General features: G+C 69.2%; 20 protein-coding genes and 1 tRNA gene. 6 read left to right on the top strand and 15 right to left on the bottom strand.

Annotated elements, in window-relative coordinates; genetic code table 11:
- Positions 1–4: 4 nt before the first annotated feature.
- The 6 genes from B7R22_RS01835 to B7R22_RS01805 all read right to left on the bottom strand — a co-directional run bounded on the left by B7R22_RS01835 (position 5) and on the right by B7R22_RS01805 (position 5114).
- Positions 5–817 carry an aldo/keto reductase gene (locus tag B7R22_RS01835; RefSeq protein ID WP_216363349.1) on the bottom strand — a complete coding sequence of 271 codons (813 nt, stop codon included), beginning with the start codon at positions 815–817 and terminating at the stop codon, positions 5–7.
- A 309-nt stretch (positions 818–1126) separates the two neighbouring features.
- Entirely contained in the window at positions 1127–2095 is a 969-nt protein-coding gene (gene bla, locus B7R22_RS01825; protein ID WP_216363348.1) for a class A beta-lactamase, read from the bottom strand.
- A gap of 64 nt (positions 2096–2159) precedes the next feature.
- Complete coding sequence (locus B7R22_RS01820; RefSeq protein WP_116410095.1) at positions 2160–3191, bottom strand: aldo/keto reductase; 1032 nt, start codon at positions 3189–3191, stop codon at positions 2160–2162.
- A 10-nt stretch (positions 3192–3201) separates the two neighbouring features.
- The gene (locus B7R22_RS01815) at positions 3202–3402 is read right to left on the bottom strand and encodes a hypothetical protein (RefSeq protein ID WP_116410094.1); all 201 of its coding nucleotides are present in this window, start codon (positions 3400–3402) and stop codon (positions 3202–3204) included.
- 87 nt (positions 3403–3489) lie between these two features.
- Positions 3490–4902 carry a dihydrolipoyl dehydrogenase family protein gene (locus B7R22_RS01810; RefSeq protein ID WP_116410093.1) on the bottom strand — a complete coding sequence of 471 codons (1413 nt, stop codon included), beginning with the start codon at positions 4900–4902 and terminating at the stop codon, positions 3490–3492.
- Positions 4903–5032: 130 nt separating this feature from the next.
- A tRNA-Tyr gene (locus tag B7R22_RS01805) sits at positions 5033–5114 on the bottom strand.
- A 223-nt stretch (positions 5115–5337) separates the two neighbouring features.
- On the opposite strand from B7R22_RS01805, the gene B7R22_RS01800 reads away from it, so the two are divergent.
- Positions 5338–6357, top strand: coding sequence for a LacI family DNA-binding transcriptional regulator (locus B7R22_RS01800; protein WP_116410092.1), 1020 nt, complete (start codon positions 5338–5340; stop codon positions 6355–6357).
- Between the two features lie 85 nt (positions 6358–6442).
- Here B7R22_RS01800 and B7R22_RS19425 read toward each other — a convergent pair whose 3' ends face one another.
- Complete coding sequence (locus B7R22_RS19425; RefSeq protein ID WP_216363347.1) at positions 6443–7375, bottom strand: lytic transglycosylase domain-containing protein; 933 nt, start codon at positions 7373–7375, stop codon at positions 6443–6445.
- Between the two features lie 65 nt (positions 7376–7440).
- Here B7R22_RS19425 and B7R22_RS01790 point away from each other — a divergent pair, with 65 nt between their 5' ends.
- Positions 7441–7929, top strand: coding sequence for a YajQ family cyclic di-GMP-binding protein (locus B7R22_RS01790; protein WP_116410091.1), 489 nt, complete (start codon positions 7441–7443; stop codon positions 7927–7929).
- 272 nt (positions 7930–8201) lie between these two features.
- Here the strand turns inward: B7R22_RS01790 and B7R22_RS01785 are convergent, their stop codons facing one another.
- From B7R22_RS01785 to B7R22_RS01775, 3 genes are all read right to left on the bottom strand, one after another.
- A complete protein-coding gene (locus tag B7R22_RS01785; RefSeq protein ID WP_116410090.1) occupies positions 8202–9563 on the bottom strand; it encodes an FAD-dependent oxidoreductase in 1362 nt (453 codons plus the stop codon).
- Between the two features lie 127 nt (positions 9564–9690).
- Entirely contained in the window at positions 9691–10791 is a 1101-nt protein-coding gene (locus B7R22_RS01780) for a polyprenyl synthetase family protein (protein ID WP_116410089.1), read from the bottom strand.
- Positions 10788–11549 (bottom strand): class I SAM-dependent methyltransferase, encoded by a 762-nt coding sequence (locus tag B7R22_RS01775; RefSeq protein WP_253258824.1) that lies wholly within the window; start codon positions 11547–11549, stop codon positions 10788–10790. Before B7R22_RS01775 ends, B7R22_RS01780 begins: the two co-directional genes overlap by 4 nt.
- 95 nt (positions 11550–11644) lie before the next feature.
- Here B7R22_RS01775 and B7R22_RS01770 point away from each other — a divergent pair, with 95 nt between their 5' ends.
- Both B7R22_RS01770 and B7R22_RS01765 read left to right on the top strand, forming a co-directional pair.
- The gene (locus B7R22_RS01770) at positions 11645–12616 is read left to right on the top strand and encodes an aldo/keto reductase (protein WP_116410088.1); all 972 of its coding nucleotides are present in this window, start codon (positions 11645–11647) and stop codon (positions 12614–12616) included.
- A 207-nt stretch (positions 12617–12823) separates the two neighbouring features.
- Positions 12824–14038 (top strand): isochorismate synthase, encoded by a 1215-nt coding sequence (locus tag B7R22_RS01765; protein WP_116410150.1) that lies wholly within the window; start codon positions 12824–12826, stop codon positions 14036–14038.
- Positions 14039–14099: 61 nt separating this feature from the next.
- Here the strand turns inward: B7R22_RS01765 and B7R22_RS01760 are convergent, their stop codons facing one another.
- The 3 genes from B7R22_RS01760 to B7R22_RS01750 form a co-directional block, all read right to left on the bottom strand.
- Positions 14100–14921: a PPK2 family polyphosphate kinase gene (locus B7R22_RS01760; RefSeq protein WP_116410149.1), complete on the bottom strand. Its 822-nt coding sequence runs from the start codon at positions 14919–14921 to the stop codon at positions 14100–14102.
- A 360-nt stretch (positions 14922–15281) separates the two neighbouring features.
- Positions 15282–17279 carry a thiamine pyrophosphate-binding protein gene (locus tag B7R22_RS01755; protein ID WP_116410087.1) on the bottom strand — a complete coding sequence of 666 codons (1998 nt, stop codon included), beginning with the start codon at positions 17277–17279 and terminating at the stop codon, positions 15282–15284.
- Complete coding sequence (locus B7R22_RS01750) at positions 17276–17641, bottom strand: PLD nuclease N-terminal domain-containing protein (RefSeq protein ID WP_116410086.1); 366 nt, start codon at positions 17639–17641, stop codon at positions 17276–17278. Before B7R22_RS01750 ends, B7R22_RS01755 begins: the two co-directional genes overlap by 4 nt.
- 102 nt (positions 17642–17743) lie before the next feature.
- Here B7R22_RS01750 and B7R22_RS01745 point away from each other — a divergent pair, with 102 nt between their 5' ends.
- Positions 17744–18064 carry a DUF4229 domain-containing protein gene (locus B7R22_RS01745; RefSeq protein WP_116410085.1) on the top strand — a complete coding sequence of 107 codons (321 nt, stop codon included), beginning with the start codon at positions 17744–17746 and terminating at the stop codon, positions 18062–18064.
- Here B7R22_RS01745 and B7R22_RS01740 read toward each other — a convergent pair.
- Complete coding sequence (locus B7R22_RS01740) at positions 18061–19017, bottom strand: 1,4-dihydroxy-2-naphthoate polyprenyltransferase (RefSeq protein WP_437184126.1); 957 nt, start codon at positions 19015–19017, stop codon at positions 18061–18063. The genes B7R22_RS01745 and B7R22_RS01740 overlap by 4 nt on opposite strands.
- A 76-nt stretch (positions 19018–19093) precedes the next feature.
- On the bottom strand, positions 19094–20395 hold the full coding sequence (locus B7R22_RS01735) for an AMP-binding protein (RefSeq protein WP_116410084.1): 1302 nt from the start codon (positions 20393–20395) through the stop codon (positions 19094–19096).
- A 119-nt stretch (positions 20396–20514) separates the two neighbouring features.
- Between B7R22_RS01735 and B7R22_RS01730 the strand changes: the two genes are divergently transcribed.
- Positions 20515–21552: an o-succinylbenzoate synthase gene (locus B7R22_RS01730; RefSeq protein ID WP_116410083.1), complete on the top strand. Its 1038-nt coding sequence runs from the start codon at positions 20515–20517 to the stop codon at positions 21550–21552.
- Positions 21553–21591 lie beyond the last annotated feature (39 nt).

The raw sequence follows: 21591 nt of genomic DNA, 5'->3' as shown, positions 1-21591 counted from the left end.
GGCCTCAGAGCATCTCGAGCGGCACCGGCCCGGTGGGCGGCGGGAAGGCGCGATCCAGCCGCTCGACATCGGCTTCGGTGAGGTGGATGTCGCGGGCCGCGGCGTTCTCGCGAACATGCTCGGCCGTCGACGCCTTCGGGATCGCGAGCACGGAGCCGCTCCGCAGGGTCCACGCCAGCGCGACCTGCGCGGGCGTCGCACCGAGTTGCCGCGCGATGGCGGCGAGCGCAGGGTCACCGATCAGTCGCCCCTGCTCCACCGGCGAGTAGGCCATCACGGGCATCCCCGCCGACGCGGCCCACGGCAGCAGGTCGAACTCGGGTCCGCGGCGGGTCAGGTTGTAGAGCACCTGGTCGGTCTGGCATCCGGGCGGCAGCTCTGCGACTTCTGCGGTGTCGAGGTTGCTGACACCCCACGCCCCGATCGACCCGTCGGCGACAAGCGTCTCGAAGGCGGCCACGGTCTCGTCGAGCGGATACCGGCCGCGCCAGTGCAGCAGGTACAGGTCGAGACGGTCGGTGTCCAGGCGGCGGAGGCTCGCGTGGCACGCCTCGCCGGTTCCCTTTGCCGACGCGTTCGAGGGCAGCACCTTGCTGACGAGAAAGACCTCGTCGCGGTGACCCTCGATGGCCTCGCCGACGAGCTCCTCGCTACGACCGTTGCCGTACATCTCGGCGGTGTCGATCACGGTCAGGCCGAGGTCGATGCCGGTGCGGATCGCGTCGAGCTCCGCAGCTCGTCCGGCCGACGAGTCGCCCATGTTCCAGGTGCCCTGGCCGAGAGACGGAACGCGGATGCCGTTGGGGAAGGTGATCATGCCGTCAACGCTACGCGCGGTCAGCATCGTTCTGGATCAGATGCAGCTGCGTCCCGTCAGGGTCGACGAGGAATCCCGCGCGTTGCCCCCAGCGCTGCAAGCGCACCGGATGCAACCGCGGTCTCCCGGCGGACTTCTCAGCTGGAGCTCCCGCCGACGGAGAATCAACCAATCATCAGCCCGATACGCCAGGTCGAATCCGAATCCTCCATAGAAGGCGATCGTGTCATCGAATTTGCGAGACGGCAGGTTTGGCACCGCGTGGTCGGTCATGCCGAAAGCCTAATGACGCTGCGCGCGGTTCGGGTGTCACTCCAGACCCGAGAGCACCGCGCGGGCCACGCCGGTCACGAGCGCGTCGTCGTACGCAGCGTCAGGGTCGAGCGTGTTCGTGAAGATCGTGACGACGATCGGATGCCCGCCCGGAGGGGTGACGACGGCGATGTCGTTGCGGATGCTGCCGGCGCCGCCCGACTTGTCGGCCACGTTCCAGCCCGACGGAGCACCGGCGCGGATGAGGGTGTCGCCGGTGGTGTTGCCGGTCATCCACTCGAGGAGAATTGCGCGGTCATCCGTCGCCAGGTACGGCCCGTCGATGAGGCGGGACAGGTTCGCGGTGAACGCGGCCGGGGTGCTGGTGTCGTCGGTGCTGCTGGGTTCAATCACGTTGAGCGCCGGCTCGGAGTTGACGACCTCAGACACGTCGTCACCCTGCTCGCGAAGTGCCGCGTCGAGCGCTGCCGGGCCGCCGAGCCGGTTGAGGATGAGGTTCATGGCCGTGTTGTCGCTGCGGCGGACAGCCGCCTCGGCGAGCTGGGACAGGGTGAGGCCCGTGCCGATGCTCTCTGATGTCACGGGCGAATACCCCGCCGCTTCGACGTCGGCGGCGGTGTACGTGACGACAGTCTGCCGTTCCGAGGCGGGCACATCGTGCAGGAACGCGGCTGCTGCGAACACCTTCAGAGTGGAGGCGTAGCCGAACCGCTCGTCGGCACGGAACGAGAGCTGCTCCCCTGTGACCGTGTCGATGGCGCTCACGCCGACGCGGGCGCCGAACTGCTGCTCCAGGGCCGCGAGCGCCGCGGTCTGATCTGGCGCGGTCGGAGCGGGGTCGGGCGCGGCACTGCTCGCCGCAGCCGTGGGCGAGGCCGCGTCCACGTGCGCTGTACTGGGCGCAGTGCTGCACCCGGCGACGCCGAGCACGAGCATCCCGGCCACGGCGAGAGTCGCGACGGCTCTGGTGCGTCGAGAATGGATAGGCAGCTTGACAGGATCCATCTACCAAGGGTTGCATGCGCCGCCCGCGAGGAGACGCCGGCGGACGGCCGCGGGGGCGCTGGTGTCAGCGCCCGCCCGAGAGGTTGCGGTCGCGCTGCGCGACACCCGCAGCGCCGTAGGGATAGTCGTCGACGCGCGGCGCGCTGGCATCCGACAGCCGGGTGAGCTCTGCACCGCTCAGCTGCAACGCGGATGCCCCCAGGTTATCGACCAATTGCCCGACCGTACGGGCCCCGAGGATCACGCTGGTGACCGCCGGCTGGGCCAGCAGCCACGCGAGGGCGACCTGGGAGGCCGTGGCGTCGTAGGTTCCTGCGATGCTCTCGACGGCGCCGATGATGTTCCAGGTGCGCTCGTCGCCGTTCCGCGCATCCCACGCCTCCATGCCGCGCTGCGGGTTCTCCCCGAGACGAGATGCGCCGGTCGGCGGCACGTCGCGCATGTACTTGCCGGTCAGCCAGCCGCCGCCGAGGGGCGACCAGGGAAGCAGCCCGATGTGCGCGTCGAGAGCGGCCGGCACGACCTCGTGTTCGATGTCGCGCACCAGCAGGCTGTACTGCGGCTGCAGTGTGACCGGCGGCGCCAGATGGAGCGCTGCCGTACGATGCACGGCCTTGGTGAGCTGCCAGCCGAGGTAGTTCGAGAATCCGTAGTAGCCGATCTTGCCGGCCGTGACCGCGTCGTCGAGAAACATCAGCGTCTCGTCGATCGGGGTCAAGGCATCCCACGCATGCATCTGGTAGAGGTCAATGTGGTCGACACCGAGTCGCGCGAGAGAAGCGTCGAGCGCCCTGCGGAGATGCCGCCTGGACAGCCCGAGGTCGTTCGGCCCCTCCCCCATCGGGAACCGGCCCTTGGATGCCAGAACCACCTGCCCCGCCTTCCCGGGGTTCTGGGCGAGCCATCGCCCGATGATCGTCTCCGACACTCCGGCGCTGTAGACGTCGGCGGTGTCGACGAAGGTGCCGCCGTGCTCGACGTACGTGTCGAGGATGGCGTGCGACGTCGTTTCGTCGGCTTCGGCGCCGAAGGTCATCGTTCCGAGTGCCAGCTCCGACACGATCGCGCCTGAATTCCCGAGGGTTCTGTATTCCATAGCCCCGACGCTAGACCTCCTGGCGCTCCGCGCCGACCCCTTGCGCGCCCGCCTGAGCCTGGAGTGCGGCCACGATGACGATTGCGCGGCTCAGGCCGAAAGCAGCAGCAGCACCGTGCTGAAGGATCTGCTGGGGCTGCGGCTCGGCGCGACACAGGATCTGCGTATCGGGGTGACGGTCGAGGGCGTGGAGGATGACAGGGCCGGGCATCCCTCGGTGCTCGCTCTCGACGCCGACGGCTCACCGCTTCGGGGTGGCCGCTGCCCGTCGGCTGAGTACCGGCTGACCTGCGGTGGGTCACGGAGCGATCTCCGAGTTGTCCTCCTCGGAGAGGAGGGCCCGGGCGGCCATGCCGATCACGGCACTGTAGGTGGGATAGGCGAACCTCACGTTAGCGAGGGTTGAGACATCCACTCCCGCGGCCATGGCCGTGGTGACCGACTGGATGACCTCGATCGCGTTCTCACCCACCGCGTGGGCACCGAGGATGAGTTCGCGGCGGCGGTCCGCGATGAGCTTCAGGAATCCGGTCTCCCGGTCGTCGATCACCGCACGGTCGACCCGGGAGTAGGGCACCGTGGCCACGACGCAGCTGGGGTCGCGGTCCCGGGCCACGGCTTCGGTGAGTCCGACTCCGGCATAGTCGGGGTCGGTGAAACCACCGGCCGGGAGCAGGTGGTGGGGGGTGCGCCGGTTGGCGCCGAGCACCGCGTTCTCCGCCGCGGCCTCACCCTCGAACTGCGCAGCCTGGACGAGCATGTCGCGCCCGTTCGCGTCGCCCACAGCGAAGACGTGCGGAACGATGGTGCGGAAGTACTGGTCGGCGGGAATGGCGGACCGCACCACGTCGATCCCCGCGTTCTCGAGCCCCAGGTCTTCGACGTCGGCCGGCCAGCCCGTGGCCATGATCACCACGTCGACATCCCTCGTCGCTGTCTGGCCGGCTTCTCGCCAGGTGAGCGCGATCGCGCCAGCCGCCGTTCGGGCGAGACTGTCGACACCGTCGATCCCGGTTCGCACGTCGACGCCCTGCTCTGCGAAGGACGCCGCGACGACATCCGAGATCGACGCGTCCGACGCCATCAGCACCCGCGGCGCGACGTCGAGCAGGGTCACCTCCGACCCGAAGGAGTTGAAGACGGTGACGAGCTGCGCCCCCGTGTTGCCCGCACCGATGACGGCGACCCGCCTCGGCAGGTCGGGCATGGCCAGCACCTCCTCGGGCACCGTGGCGAGTTCGTTGCCCGCGATCGGGAGCCGGCGGGAGTGCCCACCGACGCAGATCAGGATCGACATCGCCGTGATGCGCCGCCCACTATCGAGAACGAGAGTCGAGTCGTCGACGAAGCGCGCGCGACCTTCGTGCACGAGGTCGATTCCGGCCGCCGCGAACCGCTCGGCCTCGCGCTTGATGGAGCGCACCCTGTCGACACGCTCGGTGACGCGTGCGACGGTCGACCGCCAGTCGATCTCGGGCTCCCGAACCTCGACGCCGTAGACGTCGGCGTGACGGGTCTCACGGATGAGGCGCGCCGTCTTCGCCAGCACACGGGTCGGAACACAGCCCGTGTTCACGCACGTTCCGCCGACGCGTGCGGCCTCCAGAACCACGACCCGGGCGCCGAGCTCTGCGGCCCGGAGCGCTGCCGCCGTTCCGGCCGGTCCGGCCCCGATGACAGCGACGTCGTAGTGCGCGGAGGTGTCTGGCATGAGGTCCTCGTTCGGTCGGCAGAAACTGGGTTCGAGCCGACCCTATCCGGGACCGGTCAGTGAATGCCGTGAACCGCGAAGAAGCCCCGGATCACAGTGATCTCGAGGCTTCTCGCGGTGTTTCTTTCGGTGGCAAGTGAGGGATTCGAACCCCCGAAGGCTCAGCCGTCTGATTTACAGTCAGATCCCTTTGGCCGCTAGGGTAACTTGCCGAGGCGCACCCGACCACGTCGTACAACACAACCGAAGGCGCTCGGACAAGAATACTCACTGAAGCGGCGTGGGCGAAATCGGCGGGCATCCGTGCCGTCGAAGATACCGAATCCGTATCGAATCCCCGCGGACGCCGTCTCTGCGCACCGGCCCGGTCAGCGGTCGCTAAACTCATCTCACATCCCTGCGCGCTCACGTGGAGCGCTCACGAGCGAGGACGCTATGCCAGGAATCGATGCTGTCGCCGCGCTTGCTGGCGTGTCCACAGCAACTGTTTCCCGCGCGTTGAGCGGCAACGGACACGTCTCACCGTCCACCCGGATGCGGGTGCACGAGGCGGCCAGCGAGCTCGGCTACGTCGTCTCCTCCCCCGCATCGAGCCTCGCGAGCGGGCGCACGAAGAACGTGGGAGTCGTGGTCCCGTTCATCAGTCGATGGTTCTACTCCTCGGTTCTGGAAGGCGCGGGCTCCGCGCTGCTGAAGAACGGCTACGACCTCACGCTCTACGGCCTGACGGGCGGCGACGACGAGCGGCGGAGCGTGTTCGAGCATTTCCTGCTGCGAAAGCGAGTGGATGCCGTTCTCGCCCTCACCATCGAACTCACCTCGGGCGAACTGCAGTCACTGCTCGACCTGAAGAAGCCGATCGTGGGTATCGGCGGCCCGCTGGCCGGCGTGCAGACGCTCAGCATCGACGACGTCGGCGTGGCCCTCCTCGCCACGGAGCACCTGCTCGGCCTCGGTCACCGGCGCATCGGGATGATCGGGGGCGAGTCGGGCTTCGAGCTCGACTTCCACCTTCCGACGAACCGCCGGGCGGGCTACGAGCGCGCGTTGCGCACGGCCGGTGTCGAGCCGTCGCCGCGCTACTTCCTGCCGGCGGACTTCACCATCCGGGGTGGATACCAGGCGGCGACCGCACTGCTCAGCGACCCGGTGGCGCGGCCCACCGCCCTCTTCGCGGCGTCGGACGAGATGGCGATGGGGTCGATCCTCGCCGCCCGCGACCTCGGGCTGAGCGTGCCCGGCGACGTGTCGATCATCGGCATCGACGGCCACGAGCACTCGGACTTCTTCGGCCTGACGACCTTCGCGCAGTTCCCCGAGCGCCAGGGCGCACACGCGGTCGAGATCCTCATGGACCAACTCCACCCGGGCCGACGCGACCCGACCCCCACGAACATCCCCCTCCCCGTGGAGCTCATCGTGCGCACCTCGACGGCTCCGCCGCCGCCTAGCTGATTCCGCCGCCACGCCCGGCACCTCATCGAATCCCCGAAAACTGTCGCTGAGCCAGGCGCAGAGCGACGATTTTCGGGATCTCGGTTCAGCCCGCGGCATCCGTGCGGGCCGCGGTGGCCGCGAAGGTGACGGCGGCCGACGAGACCTTCAGCGCGTAGGGGGTCGCGTCGTTGTAGGCCGCGATCGCGCGCTCCCAGCCGGCCAGCGTCGAGAGGTCGCCGCCCGCGTGGCAGAGGTAGTTCGCGGTCGCAAGCACCGAGTCGTCGAAGTTCTGCGGGTCGGCGACGCCGTCACCGCTGCCGTCGGTGCCCCAGTTGCGCCACGCCTCGGGGATGAGCTGCATCGGGCCGACCGCCCGGTCGATGCTCGGGTCGCCGTCGATGGCACCGCCGTCGCTGTCGGGGATGTTGGTCACGCCCACCCCGTCGAGCGCGATGCCGTAGATCGGCGGCGACACCTTCCCGTCGGCGGCAATGCTGCTGCCGCCGTGCGTGCCGTTTCCACTCTCGACCGAGCCGACCGCCGCCAGAGTGTTCCAGCCGAGGTGACAGCCCGGATTCTCGGCCTGCTTCGCCAGGGCGACACCCGCGTACGACTGGATGGCGCGCACGCTCACGTTCGTCGCGTCCGCCATGCGCGTTGCCCACGCGACATCCGTGTTGCCCGCGAGGCCTGGCAGCGAACCAGAAGCGCCCGCAGCATCCGGCAGGGCGGCGACCGCGGTCGACAGTGGCGGAAGCTCGACGGAGGCCTGGGCATCCGGAGCCGTACCACCCTCGGCCGAGACGACCACCTGCCGGAGAGCCTCGCCAAGCGGCCCGGCGGCGAACACCCCCGCGACGAGGAGCGCAAGCACGCCAGCGGATGCGCTCACCACGATGAGGGTCGTACGCAGTCGGCGGCGGCTTTGGATGCCCGCCCGAGCCGTTCGCGCCGTTCGCGCCCGGCGCCGCGCTGCCACCCTGCGCGCAGCGGCCCGGCGCTTCGCCTGGGTGCCCGTCGTTCGCCGTTCTGCCACCGTCCGACCCTAGCGACAGAGCCTTGGAGGATGCCCGACAGGGCCGTCGCCGGTAGAATCGCAGCATGGCAGATTCAAGTTTTGACATCGTGAGTAAGGTCGACAAGATGGAGGCCGACAACGCCCTGCACCAGGCGCAGAAGGAGGTCGAGTCGCGCTACGACTTCAAGAACATCGGCGCCTCGATCGACTACAGCGGTGAGAAGATCCTGATGAAGGCGAACTCCGAGGAGCGGGTCAAGGCCATCCTCGAGGTGTTCGAGGCGAAGCTCATCAAGCGCGGCATCAGCCTGCGGAGTCTGGATGCCGGCGAGCCGTACCCCAGCGGCAAGGAGTACCGGCTCGAAGCCGAGCTGAAGAACGGCATCGAGCAGGAGGCGGCGAAGAAGATCTCGAAGCTGATCCGCGATGAGTCTCCGAAGACGGTCAAGAGCCAGATCCAGGGTGACGAGCTGCGCGTCTCGTCGAAGAGCCGCGACGACCTGCAGGGCGTGATGGCGCTGTTGAAGAACGCCGACCTCGAGGTCGCGGTGCAGTTCGTCAACTTCCGCTGACGCCTCCCTTCGCGGCCCGCCCGCCTGCCGCCCGCACCGCGCCAGCGGACGCGCGCCGCACCAAGCGCGCGGACTTCGCGCCCAGCACCCGTAAGTGAGACGCGTGCGGGCAGCTGAGACCCGCACGCACGTCTCACAAGTCCGCAAGCGTCTCACTTACAGGCACCGATACCCGTCGGATCATGGGCGCGGTTGGCGGGCACAAGAGGGCGCGAAAGAGGGGCCCACCGACGTGGCGGGCCCCTCCGTGAAGTGGATGTCGCGGCGGCGCGCTAGCCGACGGGCTGCTGGTTCGAGACCGCGACCATCTCGTCGCGCTCGACGACCTTGATGCGGGTGCGGCCGGCGGCCTCGCCGAGGCCGAGCTCGTACTGGTCGAGGTGGTGCCACCCCTCAGTGCTCGTATAGTCCACACCGCGCGATTTCAGTAGCGCGACGACCGACTCCTCGGAGGGGTCGGCGGGCGTCCACCAGTTGGCCTGGTCGCGCACGACATGGCTGAGGGTCTCCATGGCGTCGCTCTTCGTGTGGCCGATCAGCCCGACGGGGCCTCGTTTGATCCACCCGGTGGCGTAGACCCCCGGAATGACCTGGTCGTGATCATCCAGAACCTGCCCTTCGCGGTTCGGGATGACGCCGTGCAGCGAATCGAACGGAACACCGTCGAGCGGCGAACCGAAGTACCCCACCGCGCGGTACAGCGCCTGGACCGGGAAGTCCCGGAACTCGCCCGTGCCCTCGACCCCGCCGGCGCCGTCGGGCCGGGTGCGCTCCATGCGGAGGCCCGCCACGCGGCCATCGGCGCCCAGAACCTCGACAGGCCGCGCGTAGAAGTGCAGGTGCAAGCGACGGGAGGCCGCACTGGAAGGGCGCGTGCGCCACTGGTTCATGACGCGATTGATCACCATGACCTGCTTGTTCGAGGCGATCGCGGCCTCCGAGGCGGGGTCGAGGTCGAAGTCCTCGTCGTACACGACGATGTCGACGTCGTTCACCTCGCCGAGCTCGCGGAGTTCGAGCGGCGTGAACTTCACCTGCGCGGGGCCGCGGCGACCGAACACGTGCACGTCGGTGACCGGCGACGCCTTCAGGCCCTCGTAGACGTTCGCGGGGATCTCGGTGACGAGCAGGTCGTCGGCGTGCTTTGAGAGGATGCGCGCCACGTCGAGCGCGACGTTGCCATTGCCGAGCACGGCGACTTCGCGCGCCTCGAGCGGCCAGGTGCGCGGCACGTCGGGGTGCCCGTCGAACCAGCTCACGAACTCGGCCGCGCCGTAGGAGCCGTCGAGATCGATGCCGGGAATGTCGAGTTCGGCATCCTTGATCGCACCGGTCGCGAAGATCACCGCGTTGTAGTGCTTCTTCAGGTCGTCGAGGGTGAGGTCGATCCCGTAGCGCACGTTGCCGAAGAACCGGATGTCGCCTCGGTCGAGCACCTCACGGAGCGCGCCGATGATGCCCTTGATACGCGGATGATCGGGGGCGACGCCGTAGCGCACCAGGCCGTAGGGCGCGGGCAGGTGGTCGAAGAGGTCGATCGACACATCGAACGAGCGTTCTGCCTTGATCAGCAGGTCGGCGGCGTAGATGCCGGCCGGTCCTGCGCCGACGATGGCCAGGCGGAGCTTGGTCATGAGGGTGTGGTTCCTTACGTTGTGTGGGGCTGCGGCTACGCGGTGGGCGTGGTTCCGACGGGTTGTTCGGAGCCGCGGCCCGGCCCGGCGGGCCAGTGGCTCCGGCCGGTCAGGCGATTCTGGAGGGTCAGGCGGATCGCTCCACCATCGTGGCTGCGAAACGGATCAGGGTCTTCTTCACCGTGCCGTCGGGCAGCGGGTCGAGTGCGGCAACCGCATCGGCCGCCCAGCGGCGCGACTCGACCTGGGTCTCGAGCGTCACGGGGTGGGCACGGAGTTCGGCGACCAACGCATCGACCTGCGTGGGAGGAGTGGACGCGATCGCCTCGGGGGCAAGCCGCGCGAGCAGATCGGCGGCGGCCGGGTCGGTCGCCGCATCCCGTCGCAGGTACAGCAGCGGCAGCGTCACCACGCCGGCCCGGATGTCGGTGCCCGCCGTCTTGCCTGTCTCGTCGCTCGGCGGGGCGAGGTCGATCACATCGTCGACAAGCTGGAACGCGATGCCGATCTTCTCGCCGAAGTCGAACACGGGCTGCTCGTACTCGCTCGGCGCGCGGGACACGAGGATGCCGAGCTGGGCGGATGCCGCGATCAGTGACCCCGTCTTGTCGGCGAGCACCTGCAGGTAGTGCGCGACCTCGTTCTCGCCCGCGCGGGGCCCGACCGTCTCGTGCAGCTGCCCGAGGCAGAGCCGCTCGAAGGTGTCGGCCTGCAGGCGGATGGCCCGTTCTCCGAGAATCGACAGGAGCTTCGAGGCGCGCGCGAACAGCAGGTCGCCGGTGAGGATCGCGATCGAGTTGCTCCACACGGTGTGGGCTGTCGGTACGCCGCGGCGCTGCTCCGCTTCATCCATCACGTCGTCGTGGTAGAGCGAGGCGAGGTGGATCAGCTCGATGGATGTCGCGGCCGTGACCACGTCGTCGGTCACTCCTTCGCCGAGCTGGGCGGTGAGGAACGCGAGCAGCGGGCGCACACGCTTGCCGCCCGCGTCGAGCAGGTAGCGCGCGGAGACCTCCGCCATGCCGTCGTGGAAGACGGTCTCGGCGAGCAGCTGGTCTTCGAGCCTCACGATGCCGTCTTCGACAGCCTTCGCAGCGCGGCGGTCGTCGCCCGTCGAGAACAGCCGTTCTGCAAGCGAGAACGGAGAAGAAGAGGACGGGCTGCGGCGGGTGCTCTTGCTCGCAGTGGAAGCCCCGGACGCGTTCCCGGGCCGGTTGGCCTTGTTCACGAGGTCAAGCCTACTGAGGGTGCGGCGTCGGTGGGAGCGGCGGCACCCGCGGGGGTGCGCGGCTTCGTGCCCCGGTGCAGCGCGACGATGCCGAACGTGAGGTTGCGGTAGCCCACCTCCGTGAACCCGGCGGCGCTCATCCAGCCTGCCAGCGTCTTCTGGTTCGGCCAGGCCTCGATGGAGTCGGCGAGGTAGGTGTAGGCATCGGGATTGGATGACGCGAGCTTGGCGATCGCGGGCATGAAACGCTGCAGGTAGGTGGAGTAGCCGAACTTCACGACACCCACCGGGGGTGTGCTGAACTCGCAGATGACGATGCGCCCGCCGGGCTTCGTCACCCGGTACAGCTCGGCGAGCGCCGTGCGCGGCTCGACGATGTTGCGGAGGCCGAACGAGATGGTCACGGCGTCGAACTCGTCGTCGGCGAACGGGAGGTCCATGCCGTCTGCCACCACGAACTCGACATTGCGGTTGCCGACCTGCTGCTTCTTGCCCACCTCGATCATGCCGGGCGAGAAGTCGGCGGCGACGACCTGCGCTCCGCCGGCGGCGAGACTCGCGCTCGACGTGCCTGTGCCGGCAGCGAGGTCGAGGATGCGCTCACCGCGCTTCGGGGCGACCGCCTTCGTCGTGGCGACCCGCCACAACAGGGCGTTGCCGACCGAGAGCACGTTGTTCGTGCGGTCGTAGTGGGTCGACACATCGTCGAACATCGCAGAAACCTGCGCGGGTTGCTTGCTGAGGTCGGCCTTGGACACTTCTCCAGTTTACGGTGCGTCTGAGTGGCATTCGGCAAAGGCTCAGGATGCGCACAGGGGTTGCGCGCCCGGGCATCCCGCGCAGACTGGGTTTCATGGAATACACCCACCTCGGCCGCTCCGGCCTGACCGTCTCCCGCCTGTGCCTCGGAACGATGAACTTCGGGCCGCAGACCTCCGAGCCCGACTCGTTCAGCATCATGGACTCCGCCCTCGAACACGGCATCAACTTCTTCGACACGGCGAACGGCTACGGCGGTTCGCTCGGGCGCGGGGCCACAGAGGAGATCCTCGGCCGCTGGTTCGCCCAGGGCGGCGGACGCCGCGAGAAGGTGGTGCTCGCCACGAAGCTGTACGCCAACATGACCGACTGGCCGAACGACACGAAACTGTCGGCCCGAAACATCAGGATGTCGCTGGATGCGAGCCTGAAGCGCCTGCAGACCGACTACATCGACCTGTACCAGTTCCACCACATCGACCGGGACACCCCGTGGGACGAGATCTGGCAGGCGATGGAGGTCGCGGTGACGGCGGGCAAGATCGTCTACAACGGATCGAGCAACTTCGCCGGCTGGCACATCGCCACAGCCCAGGAGGAGGCTCGCAGGCGCCACTTCACCGGTCTTGTCAGCGAGCAGTCGATCTACAATCTGCTGACGCGCGACATCGAGCTGGAGGTGATTCCGTCGGCCGTCGCGAACGGTCTGGGGATCATCCCGTGGTCCCCTCTGCAGGGCGGGCTGCTCGGTGGGGTGCTGCAGAAGGAGCGCGCCGGCGTGCGCCGGCTCGAGGGGCGTGCTGCGGATGCGCTGGAGGCCAACCACGGCGCGATCGAACAGTACGAGGCGTTCGCCGAGGAGCTCGGGCACGAACCCGGCGACGTGGGGCTGGCCTGGCTGCTGCACCAGCCGGCGGTCACGGCACCGATCATCGGGCCGCGCACGCAGGAGCAGTTGGATGCCGCACTCCGCGCCCTCGACGTGAAACTCGATGCGGAGGCGCTGGCGCGGCTCGACGAGATCTTCCCGGGCACGAAGACGGCGCCCGAGCAGTACGCCTGGTAGGGCCGCGCGCCCTCTTCGCTTCGGGAGGAGCTCAGGCGATGTGGCGCCGTATACGAGGTCACCTTGGCTGTACTCCTCCCGGGTGGGAGGCTGCGGTCGGCACGGCGAGCGTACGCTGAAGGTGTGACCGATTCTCTCGTCGCTTCCCCCGACGCCCCCGCCGTTCCCCGCCTGCACGTCGAGACGTTCCCGGTCGGCGACATCCGGATGCTCGTGCCGCTGCTCGACGCGCGGCATCCGCTGCTCTGGATCCGCAAGGGCCAGGGCATGGCCGGCCGAGGCGAAGCGCTGCGGCTGGAGTTCACGGGCGAATCCCGCTTCCGCGACGCCTGCGAGACATGGCGCCAGGTCACCGCTGCCGCGACCGTGGTCGACCCGCTCGGCACGCCGGGCACCGGCCTCATCGCCTTCGGGGCGTTCGCGTTCTCGGGGCAGTCCGCGCTCACCAGCGTGCTCATCGTTCCCGAGCTCGTGATCGGCAAGCGCGACGGGGTGTTCTGGCTCACCCGGGTGCGCGTGCTGGCGGAGGGCGAGACGGTGCCCCCCAGGCATCCGGAGCGCTCTGTCGCCCCCGCGCTGCCCCCCGCCACGGGCTTCGGGGCCGAGTACCGCATCTCGCTCCTGCCGGGTGCGGCGAACCCCGACACGTATCGCGCCGCCGTCGAGGAGGCTGTCGAGCGCATCACCCACGGCGACCTCGAGAAGGTCGTGCTCGCCCGCGACCTCGTGGGGCGCCTGCCGGCCGACTCCGACCTGCGCCGGGTGATCTTCGACCTCGCGCTCGGCTACCCCGACTGCTGGACGTTCGCGGTCGACGGCCTCATCGGCTCCAGCCCCGAGACGCTCGTGCGGGTCGACCACGGAACGGTCTCCGCCCGCGTGCTCGCGGGCACGATCTCGCGCGGACGCGACGCCGAGGCCGACCACGACCAGGCCGTCGCCCTCGCGACTAGCGCGAAAGATCTGGACGAGCATCGCTTCGCGGTCGCCAGTGTCATGACCGCGCTCGCACCCCATTCGACAACCCTGATCGCAAGCGAGATCCCGTTCACCCTGAAGCTGCCGAACCTCTGGCACCTCGCCAGCGACGTCGAAGGCGCCCTCAGCGACGGAAGCACCTCGCTCGACCTGATCGCGTCGCTGCACCCGACGGCGGCAGTGGCCGGCACTCCGACTCGGGATGCGCTGGCGCTCATCGAGCGCCTCGAACCCTTCGACCGGGGCCGCTACGCGGGGCCAGTGGGCTGGGTCGGCGCCGACGGTGACGGCGAGTGGGCGGTTGCGCTCCGCTGCGCCCAGGTCGACGATTCGGGGAGCATCACCGCCTACGCCGGGGCCGGGATCGTAGCTGGCTCCGACCCGCAGCACGAACTGCTCGAGACGAAAATGAAGTTCCGGCCGATGGTGGAGGCGTTTGGCTAGAGCCGACCGTTCGGGTGGCGCCGGCCGTTCGGCATGCGCCACCGCCGGCCCCGGGCATCCGCTAACTCGCAGCCAGGCGGGCCTTCTCGACCTCGATGTCGTAGTCCGCGGGCGGCCAGCTCTGGTGAAGGTGCTGCAGGGCATCCAGAACCAGGCGCTGCACCGCGAGCCGGGCATACCACTTGTGATCGGCCGGCACGACATGCCAGGGAGCTGCCTCGGTGGAGGTGCGGTCGAAGACGACCTGGTAGGCGTCTTGGTATTGGTTCCAGAGCAGGCGGGAGTCGATGTCGTTCGGGTTGTACTTCCACTGCTTGTCGGGGCGTTCGAGCCGCGCGCCGAGGCGGGCCTTCTGCTCGTCGGGGCTGATGTTCAGGAAGACCTTGACCACCGTGGTGCCCTGCTCGGTGAGTTCGCGCTCGAAATCGTTGATCACGCCGTAGCGGCCGTCGATTTCTTCAGGGCTCGCAAGGTTCAGCACGCGGCCGGCGAGAACATCCTCGTAGTGCGACCGGTCGAACACGCCGATCTGGCCGTCGGCCGGCAGGCGCTTGCGGATGCGCCACAGGAAGTCATGGCTGAGCTCCTCATCGGTGGGCTTCTTGAACGAGGCGTGCGTGACGCCGCCGGGATCGACGGATCCGACCACATGGCGCACGATGCCGCCCTTGCCCGAGGAGTCCATGCCCTGCAGCACGAGCAGAATCGAGCGGTGCTGGTCGGGGCCCTCGAAGAGGCTGTTGGCGAAGAGTTTCTCCTGCAGGCTGTCGACCTCCGCGGCCGCCGACGCGAGGTCGCGCTCCCCGTCGGACTTGCGACCCTCGTAGCCGGGGGTCGCCCGCGTGTCTGTGTCGCTGAGACGGAAGCCCGCGCCGACCCGCAGCCGCGGTGTCGGGTCGGCAACCCAGGCGGTGGCGGGGAGGGCCGGTGTGCCGGCGGTGGGATCGGCCGGGTTCTTCGCCCGCTGGGCTTCCGCCTCGGCGGCTTGCGCCTTCGCGTCCTTCACCTTCGCGGCCTGCTCCTCGGACGTGGGCTTCGACTTCGACTTCGACTTCGAGCCCTTCGACTTCGAGCCCTTCGACTTCTTCGTGGCCACGTTGCCCGCCTTCCGTTTCGCGTTCCCTCAGCCTATGCCGCGCATCCCCGATCGAGTGGGCAGTTCGGACCCCTCCGTCGACGGTTTCGGGACGGAACTGCCCCCTCGATCGCGGTGGCGGTGTCGGAGGCGGCGGGCGGGGCGGGGTCAGCGGGGGAGAGGGACCTCGAGGAGGGCGGGACCGTCGAGGGGGGCGGTGAGGGCGCGGTCCAGTTCGACGCGGGTGGTGGCGCGGGAGTAGGCCCAGCCGTAGGCCTTCGCGAGCGCCTCCAGGTCGACGGTCTGCGGGGTCAGCATGACCCGGTCGAAGGCGGCCCTGTCGGCGGTGGCCGCGACTTCGAGGGTGTCGAAGATGGTTCCGCCGCCGTCGTTCGCCACGATGAGCTGGATGCGCGGGCGGGCCTCCCCCGTTCCGAACAGCAGTGCCCCCGCATCGTGCAGCAGCGTCAGGTCACCGAGCAGCACGCGGGTGACCCCGTGCCGCGTCGCCGGATCGCGCTGGCTCGCCAGGGCGATGCCGATGGCGGTCGACACGGTTCCGTCGATGCCGGCGAGCCCGCGGTTGGCGTGCACGCGGATGTTCTTGCCCGGGACGGCCCGATCCAGGTCCCGGATCAGGCGCGATGCACCCAGAACCAGTCGATCGTGCGGCCAGGTCGCCTGCCACACGGCGAGCGCCAGGGTACGTCGGGTCACGGTCGCCTTGAGGGCTGCCGTCTCGGCGAGGCGGTAGGCGCGGCGCTCCGCGATGTCAGGGGAGTTCGCGAACTCGATGTTCGGAGCCGGGATCGGATCGTCGACGTTCTGTTCCTCGAGCACCGCCCTGCTCGCCAGAACCCAAGAGCGAAGCCAGTCGCGCTCGTCGCTGCCCGCGACGGGAGCTGTGCCGGCGGTTCCGGCGGCGCCAGCGGAGGCCACCTCGACGGCAGTCACGAACGCGCTCACCCGGTGGCCGGGGTTGTACGCATCGACGACCACCTCGCCGGGCAGAACGGATGCGGCGGCGGGCGTCACGACAATGGTCTCGACGTCGTCGCGGAGCGAGAGCGCAGGAACCTCGCGTGACAACGTCGGGTGACCGAACACGATCGCACGCTCGACGCGCCCGCCGAAGTCGGCATCGTTCAGCAGTTCGCAGTAGGCGACGATCAGGTTCCGCCCGAACCGGGATCCGCTCGACGGCTCAGCGATGAGCGGCCACCCGCCGCGATGCGCGAGCTCCTCAGCGCCCGGGCCGGCGTCGTGCCCGCCGATGACGACGGTGCGCGGCCCACGCCGGAGCGCGAGCGGCGTGTTAATGTTGCCGTCCGCGTCTGCCGCTGCCGCTTCCGCAAACACCGAACGGGCGGCCACAGCCGAATCCTCCGCGCTATTCGCCACGGATCGTCCGTGGGCCGCCGATTGCGTTGCGCCGACAACGACCGCGCGAGCCGTGGCGCCGGATGCAGGTGCGGCCACACCGGCAGACTCGCCCACGTCCGCAGACTCAGCCAGAACGCCAGCGCCACCCCCGGGCATCCACTCCCCCGACGCGAGCAGCGCCACCAGGTCGGGCACCGTTCCCGAGAGGGGCTCCCGCAGTTGCAGGTTCAGGTGCACCGGTCCCGGGTTGCCGGTGCGCGTGCCGAGGGCCGCCTCGACGGCCGACGCGGCGAGCCGGGCCGCGAGCGCGCCCTCGCCGGCCTCACCGGAGGGCGCCGGCACGTCGACCGCCAGCCGCACGAACCGGCCGAACATGCCGGGCTGCCACGTGGTCTGGTTGCCGGCGGTGCCGCGCATCGATTCCGGGCGATCGGAGGTCAGCAGCAGCATCGGAACCCGGCTGTGGTGCGCCTCGAGCACCGCCGGGAGGAGGTTCGCGACGGCTGTGCCCGACGTGGTGACGACGATGGCGGGCCGGCCCGTCTCCACGCCGAGACCGAGCGCGGTGAACCCCGCGACACGTTCGTCGATGCGAACCTGGAGGTCGAGCATCCGTGCCCGGTGCAGTTCGGCGAGAGTGAGGGCAAGAGCCTGCGAACGGGACCCGGGGGTGAGCACCGCGTCCGTCACCCCGAGGGCGACGAGTTCACCGAGAACGGCGAGGGAGAAATCCGCAGCGGGACTGGACGAGGGGCTGCCTGCGGGGCCGGCCGCCGCGTTCACCGTTCTGTTCTGCCGTTGTCGGTCTTCTTGCTGTCGGGGTCGTCATCGACCTCTGCCAGCTGCTGTTCGAGGTCGCGGAGCTGCGCGTCGGTCACCGGATCGGGCTTCAGCCCGCCGAGGAATTCGGGATCGTCATCAGGACCGATCGTTCGGTAGACAGGGTCGCGGGCCGACCGTTTGCGACCCCGGCCGACCAGGAACCACAGCACCCCGCCGATCACCGGAAACAGCACCACGATGAACACCCAGGCGATCTTCGGGAGCCCCCGAACCCGGAATCGCGGGAAGAGCAGGCAGTCGACGAGCGCATACACGTAGAAAGCTGCCGCGAGTGCGGCTACACCAACCAGGAGACGTGCCATAGGGAAACCATACGCCTTGAAATTGAGGGTTTGCTCCCGGTCTTCGAATGTGCCCGGACGGCTTGCAGCGGGCGGTCAGACCGGGTCGCCTAAGCTGCATACGTGAAAACAGGACGTACGTGGCTGGTGTACACGCTGATCCGCCTCGGCATCTTCGTGGTGGTGCTCGTTGTGCTGCTGCTGACGCAGATGACCCCGTGGATCGCGGCTGCTCTCGCAGCCGTCATCTCCCTCTGTGCGTCGTACATCTTCCTGCGTAAGCCGCGTGAAGAGCTCGCCGCCGGCCTCTACGAGGCACGGCACGGCGAGGGCAGAGCCGCGAAACGTGCGCCGGAGAAGGCGGGCTCCGACGAGGAGAACGAGGACGCGGTGGTGGATGCCGACACGGCCGCCGACGACCAGCCGGGCAGCTCACCCCGCTAGAACGCGATCGCGGCCCCCAGGCCGAGGCCGAACAGCAACCCCGCAAAGCTCGTGAGCTTCAGCGCCAGGATGAGTTCCTTCGATGTCGTGGCTGTCAGCGTGATGATGGCCGCCGGCAGGGTCAGCAGCAGCGTGAAGAACACCAGCGGCGCGAGCGGGAACAGCAGCGAGAAGTAGAACAGCACCGCGTAGGCAATCGCCAGGAACACGACGAACACGATCCTGGATGCTCGGTTGCCGATCAGCACCGCAAGGGTGCGCTTCTTCGCGACCTTGTCCTGTGCGATGTCCCGGATGTTGTTGACCATCAGCACGGCGCAGGCGATCGCTCCCGCGGCGACGCTCGCGTACACCGCGATCGTGTCGAAGGTTCCCGCCACGATGTAGGTCGTGCCGACCGTCGCCACCACGCCGAAGAACAGGAAGACGAACACCTCGCCGAACCCGTAGTAGCCGTAGGGCCGCTTGCCACCGGTGTAGAAGTAGGCGGCTGCAATGGCGAGGGCTCCCGGGATGAGCAGCCAGTAGTACCCGGTGAGGATCACGATCGCGATGCCGGCGAGAGCCCCCAGGCCGAAGAACACCAGCGCGACGGCGAGAACCCGCTTCGGGTTGGCGACGCCCGACCCGGTGAGGCGCGGCGGCCCCACCCGGAACTCGTCTGTGCCCCGAACTCCGTCCGAGTAGTCGTTGGAGTAGTTCACGCCGATCTGCAGGAACAGCGCCACCGCGAGGCAGAGCAGCACGAGGCCCCAGTCGAGCGACCCGACTCCGCCGACGAGCAGCGCCGCAGCCCCCGTGCCGAGGGCGACCGGAGCCACCGCCAGCGGGAGCGTGCGGATGCGGGCACCCGCGATCCACATCGCCGGGGTCGGCTTCACGAGTGCATTCGGGGCCGAGTGATACTTATTGCCGGCCGGGTGACCCGACGTCTTCTTCTTGGTTTGCGCCACCAGAAGATTCTAGTGACGCGGGCAGGGTCATCGGCTGGGTCGGTGACTGCGGCCACCTTCTTGGCGCGGTGGCCGTTCAGTCGAGTGGATGCGCGGCCAGCGACCTCGCAACCGAGAGCCGGTCGGGCTTGCCCGAGCTCAGGGTCGGGATGCTCGGCAGCAGCACGATCCGCGTGGGCGCAGCAGCCCGGCCGACGAGCTCGGTGACCCGGGTGCGGAGCTGGTCGAGGGCACCGGGCCCGTATGGCTCCGACGTGACGACCACCGGTGCCTGCCCCCACTCCGCGCTCGGCTGCGGAACGACGATCGCAGTGTGGAAACCCTCCTGGGCCTGGACGGCGCGCTCCACCCGGTCGAGGGCGACCTTGATGCCGCCGGAGATGATGACGTTGTCGATCCGGCCTGTGACCGTGACCGTCACTCCGGGGCTGCCCGATCCGGTGCCCGGCTCAGGGGTGCCCGCGACAGGGGTGCCTGCGACAGGGCTGCCCGTCACGTCGCCGCTGTCGGCCGTCCGGTACCAGCGCACGCCGGCGTCGGTGTAGAACTTTCGCGCCGTGAGCTCGTCGTCGCCGAGATAGCCCTCAGCGAGCATCGGGCCCGAGAGCTCGAGCTCCCCTGCTGTGATACGCGCCGCGGTACGGCCGATCGGATGCCCGTCGTAGACGCAGCCACCGGCGGTCTCGCTCGAGCCGTACGTGCGCATCACTCTCAGCCCGAGGTCGGTCGCCCGGGAGAACAGTGCCGCGGGCACAGCCTGTCCGCCGATCAGCAGGGCATCCAGCCTGCCGAGGGATTCGCGCACCCGGTCGTCGTTCTCTGCCGCATCGACGAGCCGGGCGAGCTGGGCCGGCACGATCGACGAGAACTTCAACGGCGAGGTGAGCGTGTCGACCAGACCGGCGAACGTGCGGGCGCTGAAGTGGCCGGGCGGCATGACCACCGGGTCGGTTCCGGCGACGATCGAGCGCACGAGCACCTGGACTCCGGCGATGTAGTGCGACGGCAGGGCGAGCAGCCACTGCCCGCCGCCCCCGAGGTGAGCCTCGGTCGCTGCGGCGCTCGACAGCAGGGCGTCAGCGCTCAGTGCGACCCGTTTCGGCACCCCCGAGCTCCCGGAGGTCTCGACGACGAGCGCGACGTTCTTCGCGACCTCTGCGGGCACCGGATGCTCGTCGCCGACGGCGACGAGGCTCGCGTGGCGGGCGGCCGGGGTCGTGTTCGCTGCACGCACCTCCCCCGCCGGACCGGTCGCCGCCGGCGCGGCGCTCACTTCCCGCGGCAGGATGGCCGGCCCACTGCCGCCCAGCGCCTTGCGGAGCGCCGCTCCGACCTCGACCGGGTCGGCCCCGCCCAACACCTCGAGTCGTCTCGTCATCCACCAACCCTAGGCGGCACCCCCGGCACGGCGCGAGCCCAGGCAGGGCGACACGCGTGAATGAGGCAGCCGAACGGCGTGGGCTCGCCCCGACGACTCCCGGGGCGCGACAATGGGGCATGACTGCAACGCTCCGCCCCCTGCCGACGCTGGCAGAACTGCTCGAACTCGCGAGCGTCGTCTCGCTGCCGCTCCACACGACATTTCGGGGCGTGGATGCCCGCGAGGCCCTGATCCTGCGGGGGCCGGAGGGCGCCTCCGAGTTCTCCCCCTTCGTCGAGTACGGCGACGAGGAGGCCGCCGCCTGGCTCGCAGCGGCGATCGACTTCGGGTGGGTGGCGCCGCCGCCGCTCATCCGCGACCGCATTCCGGTCAATGCGACTCTTCCCGCGATAGGGGTGCAGGACGTCAGCGGCGTCCTCGACCGTTACCCCGGCTGCCGAACGATCAAGATCAAGGTGGCGGAGCACGGGCAGACGCTCGACGATGACATCGCCCGGGTGCGCGAAGCCCGGAACCGCCTCGGAGCAGACGGCCGCATCCGCCTCGACGCCAACGGCGGCTGGAACGTCGACGAGGCCGAGCATGCCATCCACGCGCTGGCCGAGTTCGACCTCGAATACGTCGAGCAGCCGTGTGCGAGCGTGGACGATCTGTGGGAGATCCGCCAGCGGGTGAAGTACATGGGCATCCCCGTCGCCGCCGACGAGAGCGTCCGTCAGGCCGATGACCCTCTCGACGTCGCCCGCCGGGGTGCCGCCGATCTGCTGGTCATCAAGGCACAACCCCTGGGAGGCATCCGCTCGGCCCTCGACATCGTGCAGCGTGCAGGCCTGCCGGTGGTCGTTTCCTCGGCTCTCGACACCTCCATCGGAATCGCCATGGGAGCGCACCTCGCGGCTTGTATTCCCGAACTGGAATACGACTGCGGGCTGGCCACGGCGGCCCTGTTGGTCGCCGACGTCACGGCCGAGCCTCTCGTGCCCGTCGACGGCTCGATCCCCGTGGTGCGGCCAGAACTCGATGAGGCGCTGGTGCAGCAGAGCCTCGCTGCCGCCGACCGCGACCTGTGGTGGCGGGAGCGTCTGGAGCGCGTCTACGGGGTGCTGCAGGGGTGGTCGGAGTCGACGGGTCGGCACGCCGCTCCCACGGAGTAGCCGAGTCGACCGATCGCCGGGCTACCGGATCGCCGGGTT

The organism is Subtercola boreus (genome assembly GCF_003399635.1).
Classification (GTDB): Bacteria; Actinomycetota; Actinomycetes; order Actinomycetales; family Microbacteriaceae; genus Subtercola; species Subtercola boreus_B.
Note: the sequence above shows the minus strand (reverse complement) of the source record. Positions and strands in the feature narration are given on the sequence as shown.